Raw genomic sequence first — 15,339 nt, 5'->3', positions numbered from 1 at the left:
CTCCCTGCGGAGGATACCGGTACCCCGGGCGCGGTTCATAGCCTAAACCGCATGAGAAGAACACAGACTTTATATGAACTGCTCACCGCCGCCGGGCTCGTGAGCGCTGCTTATGGTTTCTCCCAAGGTGCTTTCGTCACTACAAGTGCGCTCGCCGCAGTGTTGTACGCGACCGTGGCAATTGGTCTCACGCTGCTGATTCTGCGCAAGTACCCGGGCATTGCGCATGGCGTGGTGTGGGGCATCGCGGTCACCAGGGTCGCAGCTTCGCTCAACAAATGCATGAACGACCTCCTCATCCGCTTCTTCCCGGAGTGGCTGGTCGAGGCCGGTATCGCCCCGCTCCCCGAAGAACTACTCAAATTCCTCGGCGTCCTCTTCATCTGCTCGTGCATCATCCGGCCCCGTCATTGGGCGGACTACGTCTTCGTCGGGGTGGCGGTAGGCATGGGCTTTAGTGTGAGCGAGAACGCCGTCTACTACGTCAACTTGACGCTGGAGAACCTGGATTCCGATATCAAGGGCACCTTGATGGCGGTCCTTGTCCGCTTCATCGCGAACCCTCTCATGCATTCTTTCTTTACCGGAATTGCCGCCTATGGCCTCGCCCGCAAGCAGCCGGTGCGATGGTTGCTCCTTGCCATGGCGGTGCACTTCGCTGCCAACTTTGGCCCGTCTGTCACTATCGCCCTTGAGAACGCCCTGTGGCCCGTCTTTGCCGCCCTCATCATTCTCATTTCTCTGTGGGGCGCCACGATTGTCAGCATTGTCAAGATCCGGAAAATCCTCCCTGCGGAGGATACCGGAGCAAAATCGCAGCTCGTAGGGTCGAAATCATGAAAAACACACTGATTTATTCCTGCCTCGGCGTTCTCGCCGCAGTACCGCTTGCCGACGCCCTCCTCCCCGACCCCACTCCCGACACCACGCCCGTGCGCGGTATCCCAGGGCTAGAATGCCCGGAGGATCCGTACGCCTCCTCGCAGACCTGGAACTGCGGGGGTGCGACCATCATCGCCGAAGAAAGAAGCTCCTCGCACCCGGTAGAGACGTACCTGCCGCGCCAGCACCGCTCCTTCAACGGAACCAGTGCGCTAACCGACGCTCCCATCACCACCCAGGCACCGGATCTCTACCGCGTGTCCGACGAGAATGGAATCACGCTGGCCCACCCCGACGAGAACACCATTTCCTTCCTCCACATCTACGGACCGAAGGAACGTGACTTCGCCGACCGGGTACAGGAGGACGCATGAAGTACCTGTACTTTCTGCTGACCCTCGGCGCGCTGGTCGTGTCTACCTTCCACTACGCGGGCGAGCCCTTCCTGCCCGCAAGTGCTCTTGCCGCCGTGGTCTTCGCCGCCGTCATCGTCTCGCTCACGCTGGTTTTCCTGCGCCGCCGGCCGGGAATTGCGCACGGCGTGGTGTGGGGCTTCGCGGTCTCCGGGCTGGCGGTGGAACTCAATACGAACATGACCCACCTCCTTGCCCGCGCGGGCCTGGATTGGCTAGGCGCCGCCGGGTACGCGCCGCTTACGGAGGAAGCGCTCAAGTTCCTCGGCGTGCTGTTGATCTGCACCTGCGTCATCCGGCCCCGAAGCTGGCTCGACTATGTCTTCGTGGGCGTGGCCGTGGGCATCGGTTTCACTGTGGGTGAGGACGCAACCGCCTTCGCGCGCATGACGGCGGATAACCTCGATTCGGATACCGCCGGCGCGATCTCGGCGGTGGTCATCCGCCTGGTGTCCAACCCGCTCTCCCACTCGCTATTCACCGGGCTTAGCGCCTACGGTCTGTCCCAGAAGCAGCCGGTGCGCTGGCTCAGTGCCGCCATCGCGGTGCACGTGACGAACAACCTCTTCCCGTCGCTAAGCACCGCGTTCGACGACGCCATCTGGCCCCTCCTCGCCGGCATGGTCGTCGTGCTAGCCGTGTGGATAGCCACCATCTGGGGCGTTATTGCGCTGCGGAAGAAGGCGGCTGTGCATCCAGCCCTGTCCCCTGCACCGGTGCGCGCATAGCCTTCGTCGCCGGCGAGGGGTGCGCGTCCTCGGCGGCCAAGCGCTCGAAGGCCACCGCTGCCAGGGCCGCCGCCTGATCCCCTAGAACGGAATCATCGAAGCGCACCAAAGGCGAGTGGTTCCACTCGCGCATATGCTCCGGGGTGTGCGGATCCCCGGTGCCGAACCACATGAACGTACCCGGCACCTGCGCCAACACGGCACCAAAATCCTCCGAAGCCATCATCGGGGTGTCCATGGTGAGCACGTTTTCCGCCCCAAACATCCCGGCCCACAGCGATGCCGCGAATTGATCCTCGCGCGGTGACGTCTTCGTCGCCGAATACAGGACCTCAAAGTCCACCTTCGCGGTACAACGGTGCGAGGCCGCGACGGAGCTCGAGACCTCGATGATCATCTGGCGGACGGCGTCGATGTGTTCGTCGCGAAGCACGCGCACCGTCGCTCCCAGCTCCGCCTTGTCCGGGATGACGTTGACCGCCCCGTCGCCCGCGCGCAGGTTGGTCACCGTGATGACAATCGGCGAGTTCGCATCGAAACGCCGGGTCAGCGCCACCTGCAGCGCCACCTGAATCTCCGCCAAGGCCGCAACCGGGTCAATCGCATCATGCGGGCGCGAGCCATGCCCGCCCTTGCCGTAGACGGTGATACCCAGGTTCGAGGAGGAGGCCATCATCGGCCCGGCAATGTGATGGAAGGTCCCCCGATCCTGCGGGCCGACATGCAGGCCATAGGCGGCAATGGGGCGGCGACCAGCAGCGTCGAGCACGCCCTCATCAATCATCGGCTGCGCTCCACCCGGGCCCTCCTCGCCCGGCTGGAACATGAAGATGACATCGCCCAACAGCTCCTCGCGGTGGCGGCACAGCATCTTCACCGCGCCAATCAGCCCGGCCGTGTGCAGGTCATGGCCACAGGCGTGCATGTTGCTATTCGTCGAAGCGAAGGGGCTGCCTGTTTGCTCGCGCACCGGAAGGGCGTCCATGTCCGCGCGAAGCAAAACCGACACGGGGCGCTCACCGCGCTTGCCGCCGCGCAGCACAGCCACGACGGAGCTCAGGTCACGCCCGAGCTGAATTTCCAACGGCAAGCCTTTAAGAGCTTCGAGCACCTTCTCCTGCGTGCGCGGCAGGTGCAGCCCCACCTCCGGGTTCTGGTGCATATCGCGGCGGAAGGCCTGCAACTCCGGAAGCAGCTCCCGGCCTTCCTCCACGAACACGTGGCTGGCCAACCGCTCCCCGAGCTTGGCCGAAACCATCGGAAGCGGTGGCAATTGCTGACGGTGGCGCGGGGCCATCTTCATGGTGTCATCCTTTCCCAGCATGTGCGCCGAGCATACCGAAAACTGTATTAAGGTAGCAGTCTATGAAGCTTCTCTCTGCGCTTTTGAGCAGCGCACTTCTCATGTCTTCTGCCCCTGCTTACCAGGAATCCAGCCGCGATGAGCAATCCTCTCGATGGGGCGTGGACGCAACGTTCAGCATCCTCAACGCCATGGGTTCCTCCTCGCACCTTCTCACTGATCTGTTCACATCGGAACAGGAAGGGTATCCGTACCCGGTGGATGCGTCGATAAGCACGGCGTCGGTGATTTCCCGCACCCCGACCGATGAGCCTGGTCGGGAAAAGTGGCTCGTGGCCTCACCCTCCATGGGGCGTGAGATTCCCGTCGACGTCGTCCTCGGCAGCGGCGGCCCGGTGGTGTACTTCCTGGAAGGAGTCGACTCCCCGGAAACCTCCAACTGGATCACCAAGGGGCATGTGCAGCGCGTCTTCGGCGACTCCGACGCCAGCATCGTCATCCCCTCCCAAGGCGCTGGTTCCATGTGGACGGACTGGAACGAGGATGACCCCAAGTTGGGCCGCCACAAGTGGAACACCTTCGTCACGCAGGAGCTCGCTCCGGTGGTGGAGGCAGAACTACATCACAACGACAAACGCGGACTCATCGGATTGTCAATGGGCGCATCTGGCGCAGTCATGATGGCCAACAACCACCCGGGATTCTTCGATGCGGTGGCGGGGATTTCCGGTTGCTATTCCACGACGAGCACGGTGGGCCAGGGAACTGTCGACCTGACTGTGGGGAGCCTGGACGGCAACCCGCGGAACATGTGGGGTCCGCACGGCTCGCCGGACTGGGTGCGCAATGACGTGATGGCTCACCCGGAGGGGCTGCGCGGTACTACGCTCTATCTTTCCGCGGCCACTGGCGCGTGGACGGATGAGGAGATGGCGGCCTACCCCGACAAATCCCTCGATGATCGCATCGGCGGCACCCTGCTGGAGGCCGGCTCAAAGCGGTGCACGGAGGAGTTTTCCGCCGCGCTTGACGACGCCTCCCTCCCCCACACCACCGACTACCTCGACGCCGGGGTGCACGACTGGGTGATGTTTGGCAAGCAATTGCAGCCGGCGTGGGATGCGATTAAACCGGCGCTGTACTAGCGACGACCCCACCGCCCAAGCCTGTCGGCCCGAAAGGCTCTCCCCTTTCTGAGGCCTATCTCCCGTCCCCCCCAGTCACCGTTCAGCCAGCCCTAGCCAACCCTCTCTCCGCCCTTGGTCGGTGTTTCATCCTGTCTGTGAGCAGGTTATTTGCTCTTCCGGTTGCGGGGTGGCTAGACCTGCTTTAGTCTCTGTGCCCATGGGGGATATCGAAACCTACCTCCGCCTACGCAACTCGGGGATTGCGCTGGTGGAGCATATACCTGGCACACCCGATGAGCTCCGCGCGCTCGGCGCGGATGCCGCTGATGCTGCCGAGCTTGCAGGCCTACACCAGGTGTACTTCGGCCCCACCCGCTACACCGGCAAACAACGCAAAGCCCGCCAAGCAGCACTCAAACAACGCCACAGCCTCGGCACCCTCACACTCATCGAGTCCTACGCATCCAAGGTGAAAAAGACCCTGGATGCCTGGAACCTCAGAATCAAACTCGCCGCCACACCCGCACACTGCATCCCCACCGTTGCCGCCGCACGGCTAAAAGAACTCAAGCGTAAACGAACCGCCAAACCAGGCGTGCGCATCACCTACAGAGCCGAAGGCCCCAACACACTCTCCATTACCGACGATGCCACCACGATTGCTAACATGCGCGCAGTCCTAGAATCCACCAACACCACCGACCTACTTAAAGCCGCCAACGACATCTTCTTCAAAAAAGGCACTGGATCCACACCCGCGGTGCACACCCAAGTCATCATCACATTGAATGAACTCGACCAGATCATCAACGGCGACGGGGATGACATTGAGCTCAACCTGACCAACGGCGCACGCATGACCGGGGCCGAGTTTCTCACCCACAAGTTTGCCGAAATAGGCTACGCCACCATCGTCCACCCTCTTGACGGGCCCATCAACACCTGGCGCCTATCGCGTGGGGCAAACCTCAACCAACGCCTCACCCTGCACGCGGAATTCCACACCTGCTCAAGACCAGGCTGTAATAAACCAGCTGATTACTGCCAAGTGCACCACCTTATCCCTTGGCAGGCTGGCGGATACACCAACATCAAGAACTTAACTTTCTTGTGTGCCTACCACAACGGTATTAACGACGATGACCCACAAAGACCTACCGGGCGCGGCTACATGTACCGGCTCAACACCGGGGTTAGCTTCATCCCACCCTGGGGAACACCGATTACCGCAATGCCGGAATACCAAGAAGCACTAGCCAGACTCAACACCGAACAAGCAGGACAGCCACCAGAGGAACCACCCGACAGCAGCTAACCCCCCAGCCACCACACACAGCAACAGCAGAAAGGAAACGGCTTACCACCAGCGGCAACACCGCCATCCGCCAACCGAGGGAAGGTTCGCGGGCACACCGACGATCCCAAGTCCGGCTTCACGCGCTGCCGCAAGCGGCAGGCGCAACGGGGATCCTTAAGCCCTTAAAGAGTGAAACCCGCCAACCAAAGCTGGACTGACGGGGACCTCGGCGATCCCAGGGACAGCGCACCCAACGGCTGGAAGATGGTTGAGGGGATCTCGACGAACGCCGGTTGCATCCCACCCACTGGCCCCATGCTGTGGGTGCACCCACAGCCCGTTAAGGGACAAGACGCACTGTCCCGCTTGTTATCGTGTTTGTACCTGCAGGAAAGACTCTTACCCAGGAAAGGGCTATTCGTGACCAACCCAGTAAGTTCGTGGAAGATTGCTACTGCTGTTGCAGTCGTGGGCGGTTTCCTCCTGCTCATCCTGTACGTGGGTTTGAGCCGCTATTACAACGCCCAAGAGCTCGACATGCTTGTGGAAGGCGCCAACGCCAACGGCCAGAACTACTCGGTGACAATCCACAACCAGCTCACCGGCAGCTACTCATTCAATGCAGAGTAACCCAGCCGGAGCACCAAACTCGGTAATACGCAGAGCTGAGTGCCTGTTGGGCTCTGCCTTCCACAGAGCTAGATAATGCGAGCTCGTGCGGACCAATCCAGCGCGTGGGCGTGGGGGCCTGCGCCGTCAGTGCAACCAGTGCCGGCCGTGACCACGCTGATGGTTTTGCAGGCCCGATGCCATGCTATAGGCGACGGATTCCTTATTCAGCGTCCGTGGACAGCGCTGCGACGAAGGCTTCCTGCGGCACCGAGACGGAGCCCAAGGACTTCATGCGCTTCTTACCGGCCTTCTGCTTCTCCAGCAGCTTGCGCTTACGCGAGATATCGCCGCCGTAGCACTTGGCCAACACGTCCTTGCGCATTGCGCGGATGTTTTCACGCGCGATAATCTTCGAGCCGATGGCCGCCTGGACGGGCACCTCGAACTGTTGGCGTGGGATGAGCTCCTTGAGCTTCTTGGTCATCTTATTGCCGTACCACTGCGCGGACTCGCGGTGCACGATGGCGGAGAAGGCATCCACGGGATCACCGTTGAGGAGAATATCCACCTTGACCAAGTCCGCCAGCTGCTCGCCGGCTTCCTCGTAGTTCAGCGAGGCATAGCCCTTGGTGCGGGACTTCAGCATGTCGAAGAAGTCGAAGATAATCTCACCCAAAGGCATGGTGTAGCGCAGCTCCACGCGGTCCTCAGACAGGTAGTCCATGCCGCCCATCTGGCCGCGCTTGGACTGGCACAGCTCCATCGTCGGGCCCACAAACTCCTCAGGCACGATGATGGTCATCTTCACAATCGGTTCATACACCTCATTCAGTTTGCCGCTGGGCCAGTCCGACGGGTTGTGCACGACGGATTCCTCGCCGTCCTCGGCCACCACGCGGTAGGTCACCGACGGTGCCGTGGAAATCAGGTCCAAGCCAAACTCGCGCTCCAAGCGGTCGCGCGTGATTTCCATGTGCAGCAGGCCCAAGAAACCACAGCGGAAGCCGAAACCCAGGGCCACGGAGGTCTCGGGCTCGAAGGTGAGGGAGGCGTCGTTAAGCTGCAGTTTCTCCAGCGCATCACGCAGGTCCGGGAAGTCCGCCTGGGAGATCGGGAACAGGCCGGAGTAGACCATGGGGTTCGGGTCGGCATAGCCCTTGAGCGGCTCGCTCGCGCCATTCGACGCCCACGTAATCGTGTCACCCACCTTGGTCTCACGCACGTTCTTCACGCCGGTAATGAGGTAGCCCACCTCACCGGGTCCTAGGCCCTTACACTTCTGCATGGTGGGGCTGACGATGCCCACCTCCAACAGCTCATGGTTGGTACCCGTGGCCATCATGGTGACCTTCTGGCGCGGGGTAAGTTTGCCATCCATCATGCGGATATAGGTCACCACGCCACGGTAGGTGTCGTAAACGGAGTCGAAGACCATCGCGCGGGCCGGGGCATCCTCGCCGAACTCGGAGGTCGGCGCCGGGATGAGCTCCGCCACCTTATCGAGCAGCTCCGGCACGCCCTCGCCGGTCTTACCGGAAACGCGCAGCACCTCCTCCGGCTCGCAGCCAATGATGTGGGCAATCTCCAGGGCGTATTTCTCCGGGTCAGCCGCGGGCAGGTCAATCTTGTTGAGGACCGGGATGATCTCCAGGTCATTTTCCATGGCCAGGTAGAGGTTGGCCAGGGTTTGGGCTTCGATGCCTTGGGCGGCGTCGACAAGCAGGATGGCGCCCTCACAGGCTTCGAGCGCGCGCGAGACCTCGTAGGTAAAGTCCACGTGGCCGGGAGTGTCGATCATCTGCATGACGATCTCCTCCCCCTTGCACGCGCCAGATTGAGGAATCCAGGGCAGGCGCACGTTCTGCGCCTTAATGGTGATGCCGCGCTCACGCTCGATATCCATGTTGTCGAGGTATTGGTCGCGCATGTCGCGCTCCTCCACCACCTGCGACAACTGCAGGATGCGATCAGCCAGCGTCGACTTGCCGTGGTCGATGTGGGCGATAATGCAAAAGTTTCGGATCTTGGAGGGATCCGTAAACGTAGTAGCCGCGAAGTTTGTAGACATGTGTTTAGAATAGACGACATGTCTAGGTTGGCACGCATTCTCGGCATCGGAGGCCCTGAGCCGGTCGATGTCGGTCTCGAGCGTATCACCGAAGGCCTAGGACTAAACCAGAATGATTCCGTGACGGAACCCCGCAAAGCCGCCGACATTCGCGTCGAGTGTGCCGACGCCCACCCGCGCAGCGTCTTCTTTACCCCCGACATGGACGGGCAGGCAGACTCCGGTGAAGTCGTGTGGGTATGGGCGCCCTCGGATGGCAAGCAGTCCCCGCCGCGCGAGCGCGCCGTGCTGATTGTCTCGCGCACGCGCACCACCGTGCTGGGCCTGCTCATCTCTTCCAACCCGGGTCACGCCAACAAGGAGGAATGGCTCGATATCGGCACCGGCGAATGGGACGAATCTGGCCGGCAGTGCTGGGTTCGTATCGACCGCGTGCTGGAAATCTCCGAGGAACAATGCCGCCGGCAAGGCACACTCTTCCCGGAACGCCGCTTCGAACGCATTGCCAACCGGCTGCGCTCGCGTTATCACTGGGCCTGATTTGGGGAATCGGCCCGCGCCCTGCTAAATTTTTTGGGATGCCGGGGCACGCTGGCGGTCAGGACCTTGGGTCCGCCTTCCTCGGTTGCACATTCCTACGACTCTAAGAGGTATAACGATGGCAAACATCAAGTCCAAGCAGAAGCGCATCCTGACCAACGAGAAGTCTCGTCAGCGCAACAAGTCCGTACGCTCCGCCGTGCGTACCGAGATCCGCAAGTTCCGTGAGGCCGTCGCCGCTGGCGACAAGGCTGCAGCCGAGAAGCAGCTGCGCGTTGCCTCCCGCGCACTGGACAAGTCCGTGTCTAAGGGCGTCTTCCACCGCAACACCGCGGCTAACAAGAAGTCCGGCATGGCCACCGCCTTCAACAAGATGGCCTAAATGAAACCGCTCCTGAAGTGGGTCGGGGGAAAGCGTCAACTGCTGCCCGTTATCCACTCCGTGCTGCCCGAGAGCTTCGACACTTATGTCGAGCCTTTCTTGGGCGGTGGAGCGGTTCTTTTTTCTTTGGCGCCCGAACGCGCCCGGGTCAATGACCTCAACACCGAGCTCATCACCGTCTACGAGGTGGTCCGCGATAACGTGGACGAGCTCATTGCCCTGTTAAAGGGCTATCCGAATGATTCGGATTTCTTCTACGAGATGCGCGCCCGCGACCGCGAGCCGGGTTTTGCGCATTTGAGCCCCGTGGAGCGGGCTGCCCGCACGATTTATTTGAATAAGACCTGCTACAACGGGCTTTACCGGGTGAATAACGCCGGCCAGTTCAATGCCCCGTTTGGCCGCTATGCCAACCCGAAGATTTGCGATGAGCCCAATCTGCGCGCAGTCTCGGAGTACTTGTCCACCCACGACGTGACGTTTTATAACGGCGACTACGCTGCGGTGGAGGCCAACGAGGGGGATTTCGTCTACTTCGATCCGCCCTATGATCCGGTCAACCCCACGAGTAATTTCACCGGCTACCAGTCGGGTGGTTTTGGGCGCGCGGACCAGATTCGGCTGAAGGAAACCTGCGATGCCTTGGATGCCCGCGGGGTGAAGTTCCTGCTGTCGAATTCGGCGACGGACTTCATCAAGGAGTTGTACGCGGACTACCGCATCGACATTGTGGGGGCTACGCGCGCGGTGAATTCCGTGGCCTCGAAGCGCGGCAAGGTCGATGAGGTGCTCGTGCGCAATTATGCTTAACGACGCCGCCTGGGACCGTGTCTACCCCTACATCGCCGCCGACATCGCGGACCAGGGCTTCGCGATATTGCCCGCCGCGAAGCTTAAGGAGCTATCGGGCCGCGAGCCACGGTTGATGGCCAAGCATGACTTTTCGGCAGCGCGACCGGCGGTGTTTCGAGAGCACGGGTTATCCATGCTACCGATTCGCCGCGATGCCTATCTCATTGGCCGCTTTGACCTGTACCAGCCTTTCCCAGAGCAAGCCGGGCCGCTGAAGTCGATGCCGGTTCCGCAGCACATCCAGTCCATTGACTTCGAGAACCTGACCTCGGAGGCCGCCGCGCTGACTGCGGCGAGCTTAAGCGGCATGCTCGATGATTTCCTGGGCGGTGAGCTGGTGCCGACGGTCAGCGGGCGCATGTCGACGCTCACCCTGCCCATGCGCATCGACGGACGCGACATCGAGGTGGACCGCGCCCAGATGGAGATCGATGCCGGCTTCGAGTCCGCCGAGCACCTCGTGCTCGTGGAGGCGAAGAACCACCTCTCCCCCGATTTCAATATCCGCCAGCTCTACTTCCCCTTCCGCCGCTTCTCGCTGGCTGTGGAGAAGGAGGTGGTGCCGGTGTACTTGGTGTATTCCAACGGCATCTTCCACTTCTACCGCTACGCGTTTAGGCAGCCGGAGGATTTCCGCAGCATCGAGCTGGTCAGCGCGGCGCGCTATGTTTTGGGCGAGTCTGGCGTGACGAACACGACGGTGCGTGCGGTCTTAGCCCGCACCCACGTTGAAGGAACGCGCGTTCCCTTCCCCCAGGCTGACTCCTTCGCTCGCGTCATCAGTTTGCTGGAGAACCCTGCGGACAAGGCTGATATGCCCGAGGAATTCGGCTTCACCCCGCGCCAGGCTGATTATTACACCAACGCCGCCCGCTACTTAGGGTTGACCAAGCTCAGCGGTACGCGCGATGAACGCAACCTGACCCTCATCGAGGCTCTGGCCTCCCGGCCTGTGCTCCGGGACATGGTGCAGCACGTCGTGACTACCCGCCGAGCGGTGAATAAAGAAGAAGCAATGGACTTCATGCGCGCAGCCAATCTGGGACTCAACGATACGACCCTGCGCCGCCGCTCCGGCACGGTCGCGGCGTGGTCGCAGTGGCTAGCGGAGCTCCTCGAACAGGCCTAGACCGCAGCGCGGCGGCGCCAGCGCAAAGCCGTTAGTCAAGGCCGAGCCAGCACGTAGACGTTCGGCGGGGCGGCGTTGCTCGAAATGGGACGGGTTAGGTGGCTTGGATACCGGCCCACACCAGGGCGCAGCCAGCCACCACGAAGAAAACGCCGGAGGCGATGTCGATCCACGGACCTGCGGCAAGGAGGCGGCGGCGAATCGCGCGGGTAGAAATAACCGTCGAGAGGAAGACAAAGAGCAGGTAGCTCGACAACGACAAGCTCAGGACCAGCGCCACCGATACCCACACCGGCGGGTGCGGCGGCAGCAGCGGGGCGACCATAGCGGCGAGGAAGAGCACGATCTTCGGGTTGGACAGGTTGGTGGCCAAACCCGTGCGGAAGACCTTGCCCACCGAGCCCAAGCGGGCGGCCGCCTCCTCCTCATCGACCGGCGGTCGCTTGCGCAGCTCCCGCCCGGAGCGAATGGAGAGCACGCCCATGAACACGAGGAAGCAGCCGCCAACCACCTGAATCAGGGAAAGGACGCCGGGGAAGGCGGTGAGCAGGGCAGCCGCGCCGAACACGGTCAGCGTGCACCAGAACAGCACTCCTACCTGGATACCCGTCGCCGCCGCAATGGCGTGGCGGCGCGAGCGCGTGGCATAGCGCGTGACCAGGACGATGTCGGGACCAGGCGCTGCCGCGCCGACGAGATTCATCAGGAGGATGGCCGCAAACGCGGACCAGCTCATGACAGGCGCTCGAGAAGGTCCTCACGCCCGAACATGCGGGCCGAGTCGAGGGCATTGGGCTGGCCGGCGGTGGGATCGGCGCCGGCGGCGAGAAGGGCGTCGATCACCGCGTCCTCTTTCTTGAAAATCGCTCCGGCCAGTGGCGACTGGCCGCGATCGTTGAGGAGATTGACGTCGGCCCCCGCCGCAGCGAGCTGGCGTACCAGCTCCGCATGGCCGTGGTAGGCGGCGAGCATGATGAAGGACTGCCCGTCCTGGTTCACCATGTCGACGTTGACGCCCTGCTTGATGTACTCGAGCAGCGTGGCATCGCCGTTACGGGCAAAGTCAAAAAGCTTGGTGGCAAAGTTCTGGATGTCATCCATGAGGGGTTAGTCTAGCGCGCCAGCTCCGCCACCCGTTTAACGGCCGCCTCGATGGCGAAGGACTCGTCCCCGCCCTGGCCCTTGACCGCGGCATCCAGCTCCGCCATGAGGATCACGGCCTTGGTGATGTTTTCTCCCGACCACCGCCGCGCCACCGGCTGCGTCAGCTTAACCGCATAGGGCGCCATCCCGGCCTGAGAAGCCAGCGAGTATTGATCCCCACGCGCGGTGTAGAGGCGCGCGATATTACCCACCTTGCTGGCCAGCGCCGAGGCGATGGCCACGGGGCTCGCACCCAACTGCAGCGCCCGGCGGCATGTGGAGACCGCCGCCTCCACGCGTCCGGCCACGGCGGCATCCGCGATATCCCAGTTGGCTACCTCGGCCACGCCCACGTAGTACGCGTGCACCGCCTCGCGGGTTACCTTGCCGCCGGTATCAAAGACCAATTGGGAGATGGCAGAGGCGAGCTCGCGGAGATCGGAACCGACACCGTCGAGAAGCGCCTGCACCACATCCGGGGTGGGCCGCACCCCATGCGAGGCGAACTCCCGGGTAGCCCACTGTGCAAGCTCGTTCGGGTAGAGGGAGAAGACCTCATGCACCTCGGCCGTCTTGCGCAGCGCCGCGATGAGCTCCGGGGGCTTTTTCTTTTTCTTCAGCGTCTTCGCCGTCACCGAGTACATCAGGATGAGCGTGATACCGGGCATGGGGTTAGCGCAGGCGTCGAGGAGGATTTTCGTGACCTCCTTGCCAGCCCTCTCCACGTCACTGATGACGATGACGCGATCTTCCCCGAACAACGACGGGCTGGTCGCTTCCAGGATTTCGCCTTCGCTGACCTCGGAGGCCTTGAGCTTGGTTACCTCGCCGTGTTGGATACTCAGGCGGGCGCGCTCGGCTAGGAATTCATCATCGCCGAGAATGAGGTGCACGGGGGCTGAAGACATGCCTGTCATCTTAGCAACGCCGCAATGACCCACCCACAGAGAAGGAGCATCGCAACGGGCCCCGCCGCCACGGTGGTCACCGGCATGGAGGAGGCGACGAGGTGGATCCAATCCGCCAGCGGTTCGATGAGGACAACAAGCGGCCTGCCCAGCCCCACCTGCGCGAGCGCGGCGGCGATGAGACCCACGACGGTGATGAACGGCACGACTGGCGCCACCAGCACGTTGGCAATCACAGAAACCACCGAGACCCGCCCGGTCATCAACGCGATGAGCGGCATGGTCACGATATCCGCGGCAATGGCCACGGCGAAGGCCCGCGCAACGATGCCAGTCCCCAGCACCTGCAGCAACAGGGGGCTGAGCACCACGATGCCGGCGGTGGCCGCCACGGAGAGCGCGAAGCCGAAGCTGACGGCTAGGTCGCTATCCGCCGCGAGGAGGAAGAGCACCCCGAGGGACAACGCGTGCAGCGGTTCCATCCTCGAGGAGTTCAACACCGCCACCAGGCCCGCCAGCCCGGCGACGGTAGCACGCTGGACAGAGGGCTCCCAGCCGACCAGTGCTACGAATAATGCCAACGCGCTTGCCGACGCCCCCACCCGCACCCGCTGCCCCGACACCACCAGCGCAGCGGCGGTGCACACGATGGCAACGTTGGAGCCGGACACGGCGCTCAAATGCGATAGCCCGGTATCGATGTAGAGCTGCTGATCCTCGGGGCTTTGCAGGCTGGTATCGCCCAGCACCATGCCGGGGATCAGCCCGTTATCGCACACCGCACGAAAATTCTCTGCCACCGCTGCTGTCCAGCTGTGGGAGTGCGCGGTGAGCTCGCCGCTAAAGACTGCCTTGCCCACCCCGACCTGATCCGAGGGGCCGGGGTGGCCGTGCACCGTCACCACCGAGCCGCCGAAGGCCTCCGGTTTCTCCTTCAGGAAGACCGGCAGCTGCGCCGGATAGCCCGGCACGCGCAAACGCACCATCCACCCGGATGCGGTCTGCAGAGGGTCCGCGGCAAGCTTTCCCGTCACCTCCGAACCGAAATGAAAGCCTGCCGCACGCACCGAGCGAACATAAGCCAGGGTGGCGAAGATGATTCCACTCGCCGCACAGAGAATGCCCTGGCCGCGCCACTGACCGCGCGCGAAAGCGAAAAGCACGAGCCCGCACAACAGCCACGGGTGACCGAAGAGTACTGAGAGCGTGGCCAGCCACGCAACCACCGCGGCGGGCACCAGCCGCAGCTCCTTCACGGACGGACCTTATCCTTCAGCTGCGCAAACTTCGCCGGACCAATGCCGGAGACGTCCATGAGCTGCTCCACGGTGGTGAAGCTGCCGACCTCCTCGCGATGCGCGATGATCGCTGCGGCCGTGGCCGGACCTATGCCGGGTAGCTCCGTCAGCTCCTCCTCGCTGGCGGAGTTGAGGGAAACCAAGCCCTCCCCCGCGGCGTCTGGGGCGTCGGGTGGAGCGCCGACGGTGATCTGCTCGCCGTCGTTAAGCTTCTGCGCCAGGTTGAGGTTATCGGTGGGCACGCGCGGGCGTACTACCTCGAGGGCGTCGTTGATGCGCGCACCCGGTGCCAAGGTCACCAGCCCCGGCTGCTCTACCTCCCCCACGACAGAGACCACGATATCGGCCGCTACCTCGCTGCTCGGCGCGGTCACCTCATAGGGGTTCTCCGCGCTACGGCTCGTTCCCAGCCAAGCAAGGAGCGCAACGCCAGCTAAACCCGCTATGACAAGCGCCAGCCAGGGTGGCACGCGCACGCGCGGAAAATCGACGTTGAGCAGTTCTTCCTCCCCTGTGGGGCGAGTGAGGTCGCGGAGGCGATCAGCAATGGCATTCATGCTCGTGACGCTACGCAGCGCGCTCACCCCCGTCGAGGGCTTAAGCCGCAGCCTGTGGATAACTTGTTGAAGGCATCAACAACGTCTTTAGCTCGGCTCT

Annotated in this window: 17 protein-coding genes; 10 read left to right on the top strand and 7 right to left on the bottom strand. The window is 62.6% G+C overall.

All coding sequences use genetic code 11. The features are described 5' to 3' along the window. Nucleotides 1-51: 51 nt before the first annotated feature. From ABZS45_RS01245 to ABZS45_RS01235, 3 genes are read left to right on the top strand one after another with little or no spacing between them, the layout of a single operon-like run. Complete coding sequence (locus ABZS45_RS01245) at nt 52-840, top strand: PrsW family glutamic-type intramembrane protease (RefSeq protein WP_412100301.1); 789 nt, start codon at nt 52-54, stop codon at nt 838-840. Then, on the top strand, nt 837-1,256 hold the full coding sequence (locus ABZS45_RS01240; protein WP_412100300.1) for a hypothetical protein: 420 nt from the start codon (nt 837-839) through the stop codon (nt 1,254-1,256). The genes ABZS45_RS01245 and ABZS45_RS01240 overlap by 4 nt, the downstream gene beginning before the upstream one ends. Then, nucleotides 1,253-2,023 (top strand): PrsW family glutamic-type intramembrane protease, encoded by a 771-nt coding sequence (locus ABZS45_RS01235; RefSeq protein WP_412100299.1) that lies wholly within the window; start codon nt 1,253-1,255, stop codon nt 2,021-2,023. Before ABZS45_RS01240 ends, ABZS45_RS01235 begins: the two co-directional genes overlap by 4 nt. On the opposite strand, the gene ABZS45_RS01230 is transcribed toward ABZS45_RS01235, so the two are convergent. Continuing rightward, nucleotides 1,959-3,326 (bottom strand): M20 metallopeptidase family protein, encoded by a 1,368-nt coding sequence (locus ABZS45_RS01230; RefSeq protein WP_412101118.1) that lies wholly within the window; start codon nt 3,324-3,326, stop codon nt 1,959-1,961. The two genes, ABZS45_RS01235 and ABZS45_RS01230, sit on opposite strands and share 65 nt — an antisense overlap. A gap of 62 nt (nt 3,327-3,388) precedes the next feature. Between ABZS45_RS01230 and ABZS45_RS01225 the strand changes: the two genes are divergently transcribed. From ABZS45_RS01225 to ABZS45_RS01215, 3 genes are all read left to right on the top strand, one after another. Beyond that, nucleotides 3,389-4,471 carry an alpha/beta hydrolase gene (locus tag ABZS45_RS01225; protein ID WP_412100298.1) on the top strand — a complete coding sequence of 361 codons (1,083 nt, stop codon included), beginning with the start codon at nt 3,389-3,391 and terminating at the stop codon, nt 4,469-4,471. Between the two features lie 199 nt (nt 4,472-4,670). Beyond that, nucleotides 4,671-5,768, top strand: coding sequence for an HNH endonuclease signature motif containing protein (locus tag ABZS45_RS01220; RefSeq protein WP_412100297.1), 1,098 nt, complete (start codon nt 4,671-4,673; stop codon nt 5,766-5,768). A gap of 402 nt (nt 5,769-6,170) precedes the next feature. Then, entirely contained in the window at nt 6,171-6,380 is a 210-nt protein-coding gene (locus ABZS45_RS01215; RefSeq protein ID WP_412100296.1) for a hypothetical protein, read from the top strand. A gap of 202 nt (nt 6,381-6,582) precedes the next feature. On the opposite strand, the gene lepA is transcribed toward ABZS45_RS01215, so the two are convergent. Continuing rightward, nucleotides 6,583-8,430, bottom strand: coding sequence for a translation elongation factor 4 (gene lepA / locus ABZS45_RS01210; protein WP_412100295.1), 1,848 nt, complete (start codon nt 8,428-8,430; stop codon nt 6,583-6,585). Between the two features lie 18 nt (nt 8,431-8,448). On the opposite strand from lepA, the gene ABZS45_RS01205 reads away from it, so the two are divergent. From ABZS45_RS01205 to ABZS45_RS01190, 4 genes are all read left to right on the top strand, one after another. After that, nucleotides 8,449-8,970 (top strand): type II toxin-antitoxin system PemK/MazF family toxin, encoded by a 522-nt coding sequence (locus tag ABZS45_RS01205; protein ID WP_412100294.1) that lies wholly within the window; start codon nt 8,449-8,451, stop codon nt 8,968-8,970. A 118-nt stretch (nt 8,971-9,088) separates the two neighbouring features. Then, nucleotides 9,089-9,352 carry a 30S ribosomal protein S20 gene (gene rpsT / locus ABZS45_RS01200; RefSeq protein WP_010190855.1) on the top strand — a complete coding sequence of 88 codons (264 nt, stop codon included), beginning with the start codon at nt 9,089-9,091 and terminating at the stop codon, nt 9,350-9,352. After that, on the top strand, nt 9,353-10,162 hold the full coding sequence (locus ABZS45_RS01195) for a DNA adenine methylase (RefSeq protein ID WP_216380702.1): 810 nt from the start codon (nt 9,353-9,355) through the stop codon (nt 10,160-10,162). Continuing rightward, nucleotides 10,155-11,333, top strand: a complete 1,179-nt coding sequence (locus tag ABZS45_RS01190) for a type II restriction enzyme (protein WP_412100293.1) — start codon at nt 10,155-10,157, stop codon at nt 11,331-11,333. Before ABZS45_RS01195 ends, ABZS45_RS01190 begins: the two co-directional genes overlap by 8 nt. Nucleotides 11,334-11,427: 94 nt before the next feature. Here ABZS45_RS01190 and ABZS45_RS01185 read toward each other — a convergent pair whose 3' ends face one another. Genes ABZS45_RS01185 through ABZS45_RS01165 form a run of 5 tightly spaced genes read right to left on the bottom strand, consistent with a single transcriptional unit; the run spans nt 11,428 to nt 15,239 of the window. Beyond that, the gene (locus ABZS45_RS01185) at nt 11,428-12,069 is read right to left on the bottom strand and encodes a LysE family translocator (protein ID WP_412100292.1); all 642 of its coding nucleotides are present in this window, start codon (nt 12,067-12,069) and stop codon (nt 11,428-11,430) included. Beyond that, the gene (locus ABZS45_RS01180) at nt 12,066-12,434 is read right to left on the bottom strand and encodes an ankyrin repeat domain-containing protein (protein ID WP_070519519.1); all 369 of its coding nucleotides are present in this window, start codon (nt 12,432-12,434) and stop codon (nt 12,066-12,068) included. The genes ABZS45_RS01185 and ABZS45_RS01180 overlap by 4 nt, the downstream gene beginning before the upstream one ends. Before the next feature lie 11 nt (nt 12,435-12,445). Continuing rightward, nucleotides 12,446-13,393, bottom strand: coding sequence for a DNA polymerase III subunit delta (gene holA / locus ABZS45_RS01175; protein ID WP_412100291.1), 948 nt, complete (start codon nt 13,391-13,393; stop codon nt 12,446-12,448). After that, complete coding sequence (locus ABZS45_RS01170; protein ID WP_412100290.1) at nt 13,390-14,640, bottom strand: ComEC/Rec2 family competence protein; 1,251 nt, start codon at nt 14,638-14,640, stop codon at nt 13,390-13,392. The genes holA and ABZS45_RS01170 overlap by 4 nt, the downstream gene beginning before the upstream one ends. Beyond that, nucleotides 14,637-15,239: a helix-hairpin-helix domain-containing protein gene (locus ABZS45_RS01165; protein WP_412100289.1), complete on the bottom strand. Its 603-nt coding sequence runs from the start codon at nt 15,237-15,239 to the stop codon at nt 14,637-14,639. The genes ABZS45_RS01170 and ABZS45_RS01165 overlap by 4 nt, the downstream gene beginning before the upstream one ends. Nucleotides 15,240-15,339: the final 100 nt, after the last annotated feature.

This window comes from Corynebacterium aurimucosum (assembly GCF_046895345.1).
Classification (GTDB): Bacteria; Actinomycetota; Actinomycetes; order Mycobacteriales; family Mycobacteriaceae; genus Corynebacterium; species Corynebacterium aurimucosum_G.
Note: the sequence above shows the minus strand (reverse complement) of the source record. Positions and strands in the feature narration are given on the sequence as shown.

Excerpts from the sequence above, each read along its gene's own strand:
- holA (WP_412100291.1), bottom strand. The coding sequence starts at position 13,393 with ATGACAGGCATGTCTTCAGCCCCCGTGCACCTCATTCTCGGCGATGAT.
- ABZS45_RS01225 (WP_412100298.1), top strand. The coding sequence starts at position 3,389 with ATGAAGCTTCTCTCTGCGCTTTTGAGCAGCGCACTTCTCATGTCTTCT.
- ABZS45_RS01235 (WP_412100299.1), top strand. The coding sequence starts at position 1,253 with ATGAAGTACCTGTACTTTCTGCTGACCCTCGGCGCGCTGGTCGTGTCT.
- ABZS45_RS01195 (WP_216380702.1), top strand. The coding sequence starts at position 9,353 with ATGAAACCGCTCCTGAAGTGGGTCGGGGGAAAGCGTCAACTGCTGCCC.
- ABZS45_RS01220 (WP_412100297.1), top strand. The coding sequence starts at position 4,671 with ATGGGGGATATCGAAACCTACCTCCGCCTACGCAACTCGGGGATTGCG.
- ABZS45_RS01165 (WP_412100289.1), bottom strand. The coding sequence starts at position 15,239 with ATGAATGCCATTGCTGATCGCCTCCGCGACCTCACTCGCCCCACAGGG.
- ABZS45_RS01230 (WP_412101118.1), bottom strand. The coding sequence starts at position 3,326 with ATGAAGATGGCCCCGCGCCACCGTCAGCAATTGCCACCGCTTCCGATG.
- rpsT (WP_010190855.1), top strand. The coding sequence starts at position 9,089 with ATGGCAAACATCAAGTCCAAGCAGAAGCGCATCCTGACCAACGAGAAG.
- ABZS45_RS01180 (WP_070519519.1), bottom strand. The coding sequence starts at position 12,434 with ATGGATGACATCCAGAACTTTGCCACCAAGCTTTTTGACTTTGCCCGT.
- lepA (WP_412100295.1), bottom strand. The coding sequence starts at position 8,430 with ATGTCTACAAACTTCGCGGCTACTACGTTTACGGATCCCTCCAAGATC.
- ABZS45_RS01190 (WP_412100293.1), top strand. The coding sequence starts at position 10,155 with ATGCTTAACGACGCCGCCTGGGACCGTGTCTACCCCTACATCGCCGCC.
- ABZS45_RS01240 (WP_412100300.1), top strand. The coding sequence starts at position 837 with ATGAAAAACACACTGATTTATTCCTGCCTCGGCGTTCTCGCCGCAGTA.
- ABZS45_RS01185 (WP_412100292.1), bottom strand. The coding sequence starts at position 12,069 with ATGAGCTGGTCCGCGTTTGCGGCCATCCTCCTGATGAATCTCGTCGGC.
- ABZS45_RS01205 (WP_412100294.1), top strand. The coding sequence starts at position 8,449 with ATGTCTAGGTTGGCACGCATTCTCGGCATCGGAGGCCCTGAGCCGGTC.
- ABZS45_RS01245 (WP_412100301.1), top strand. The coding sequence starts at position 52 with ATGAGAAGAACACAGACTTTATATGAACTGCTCACCGCCGCCGGGCTC.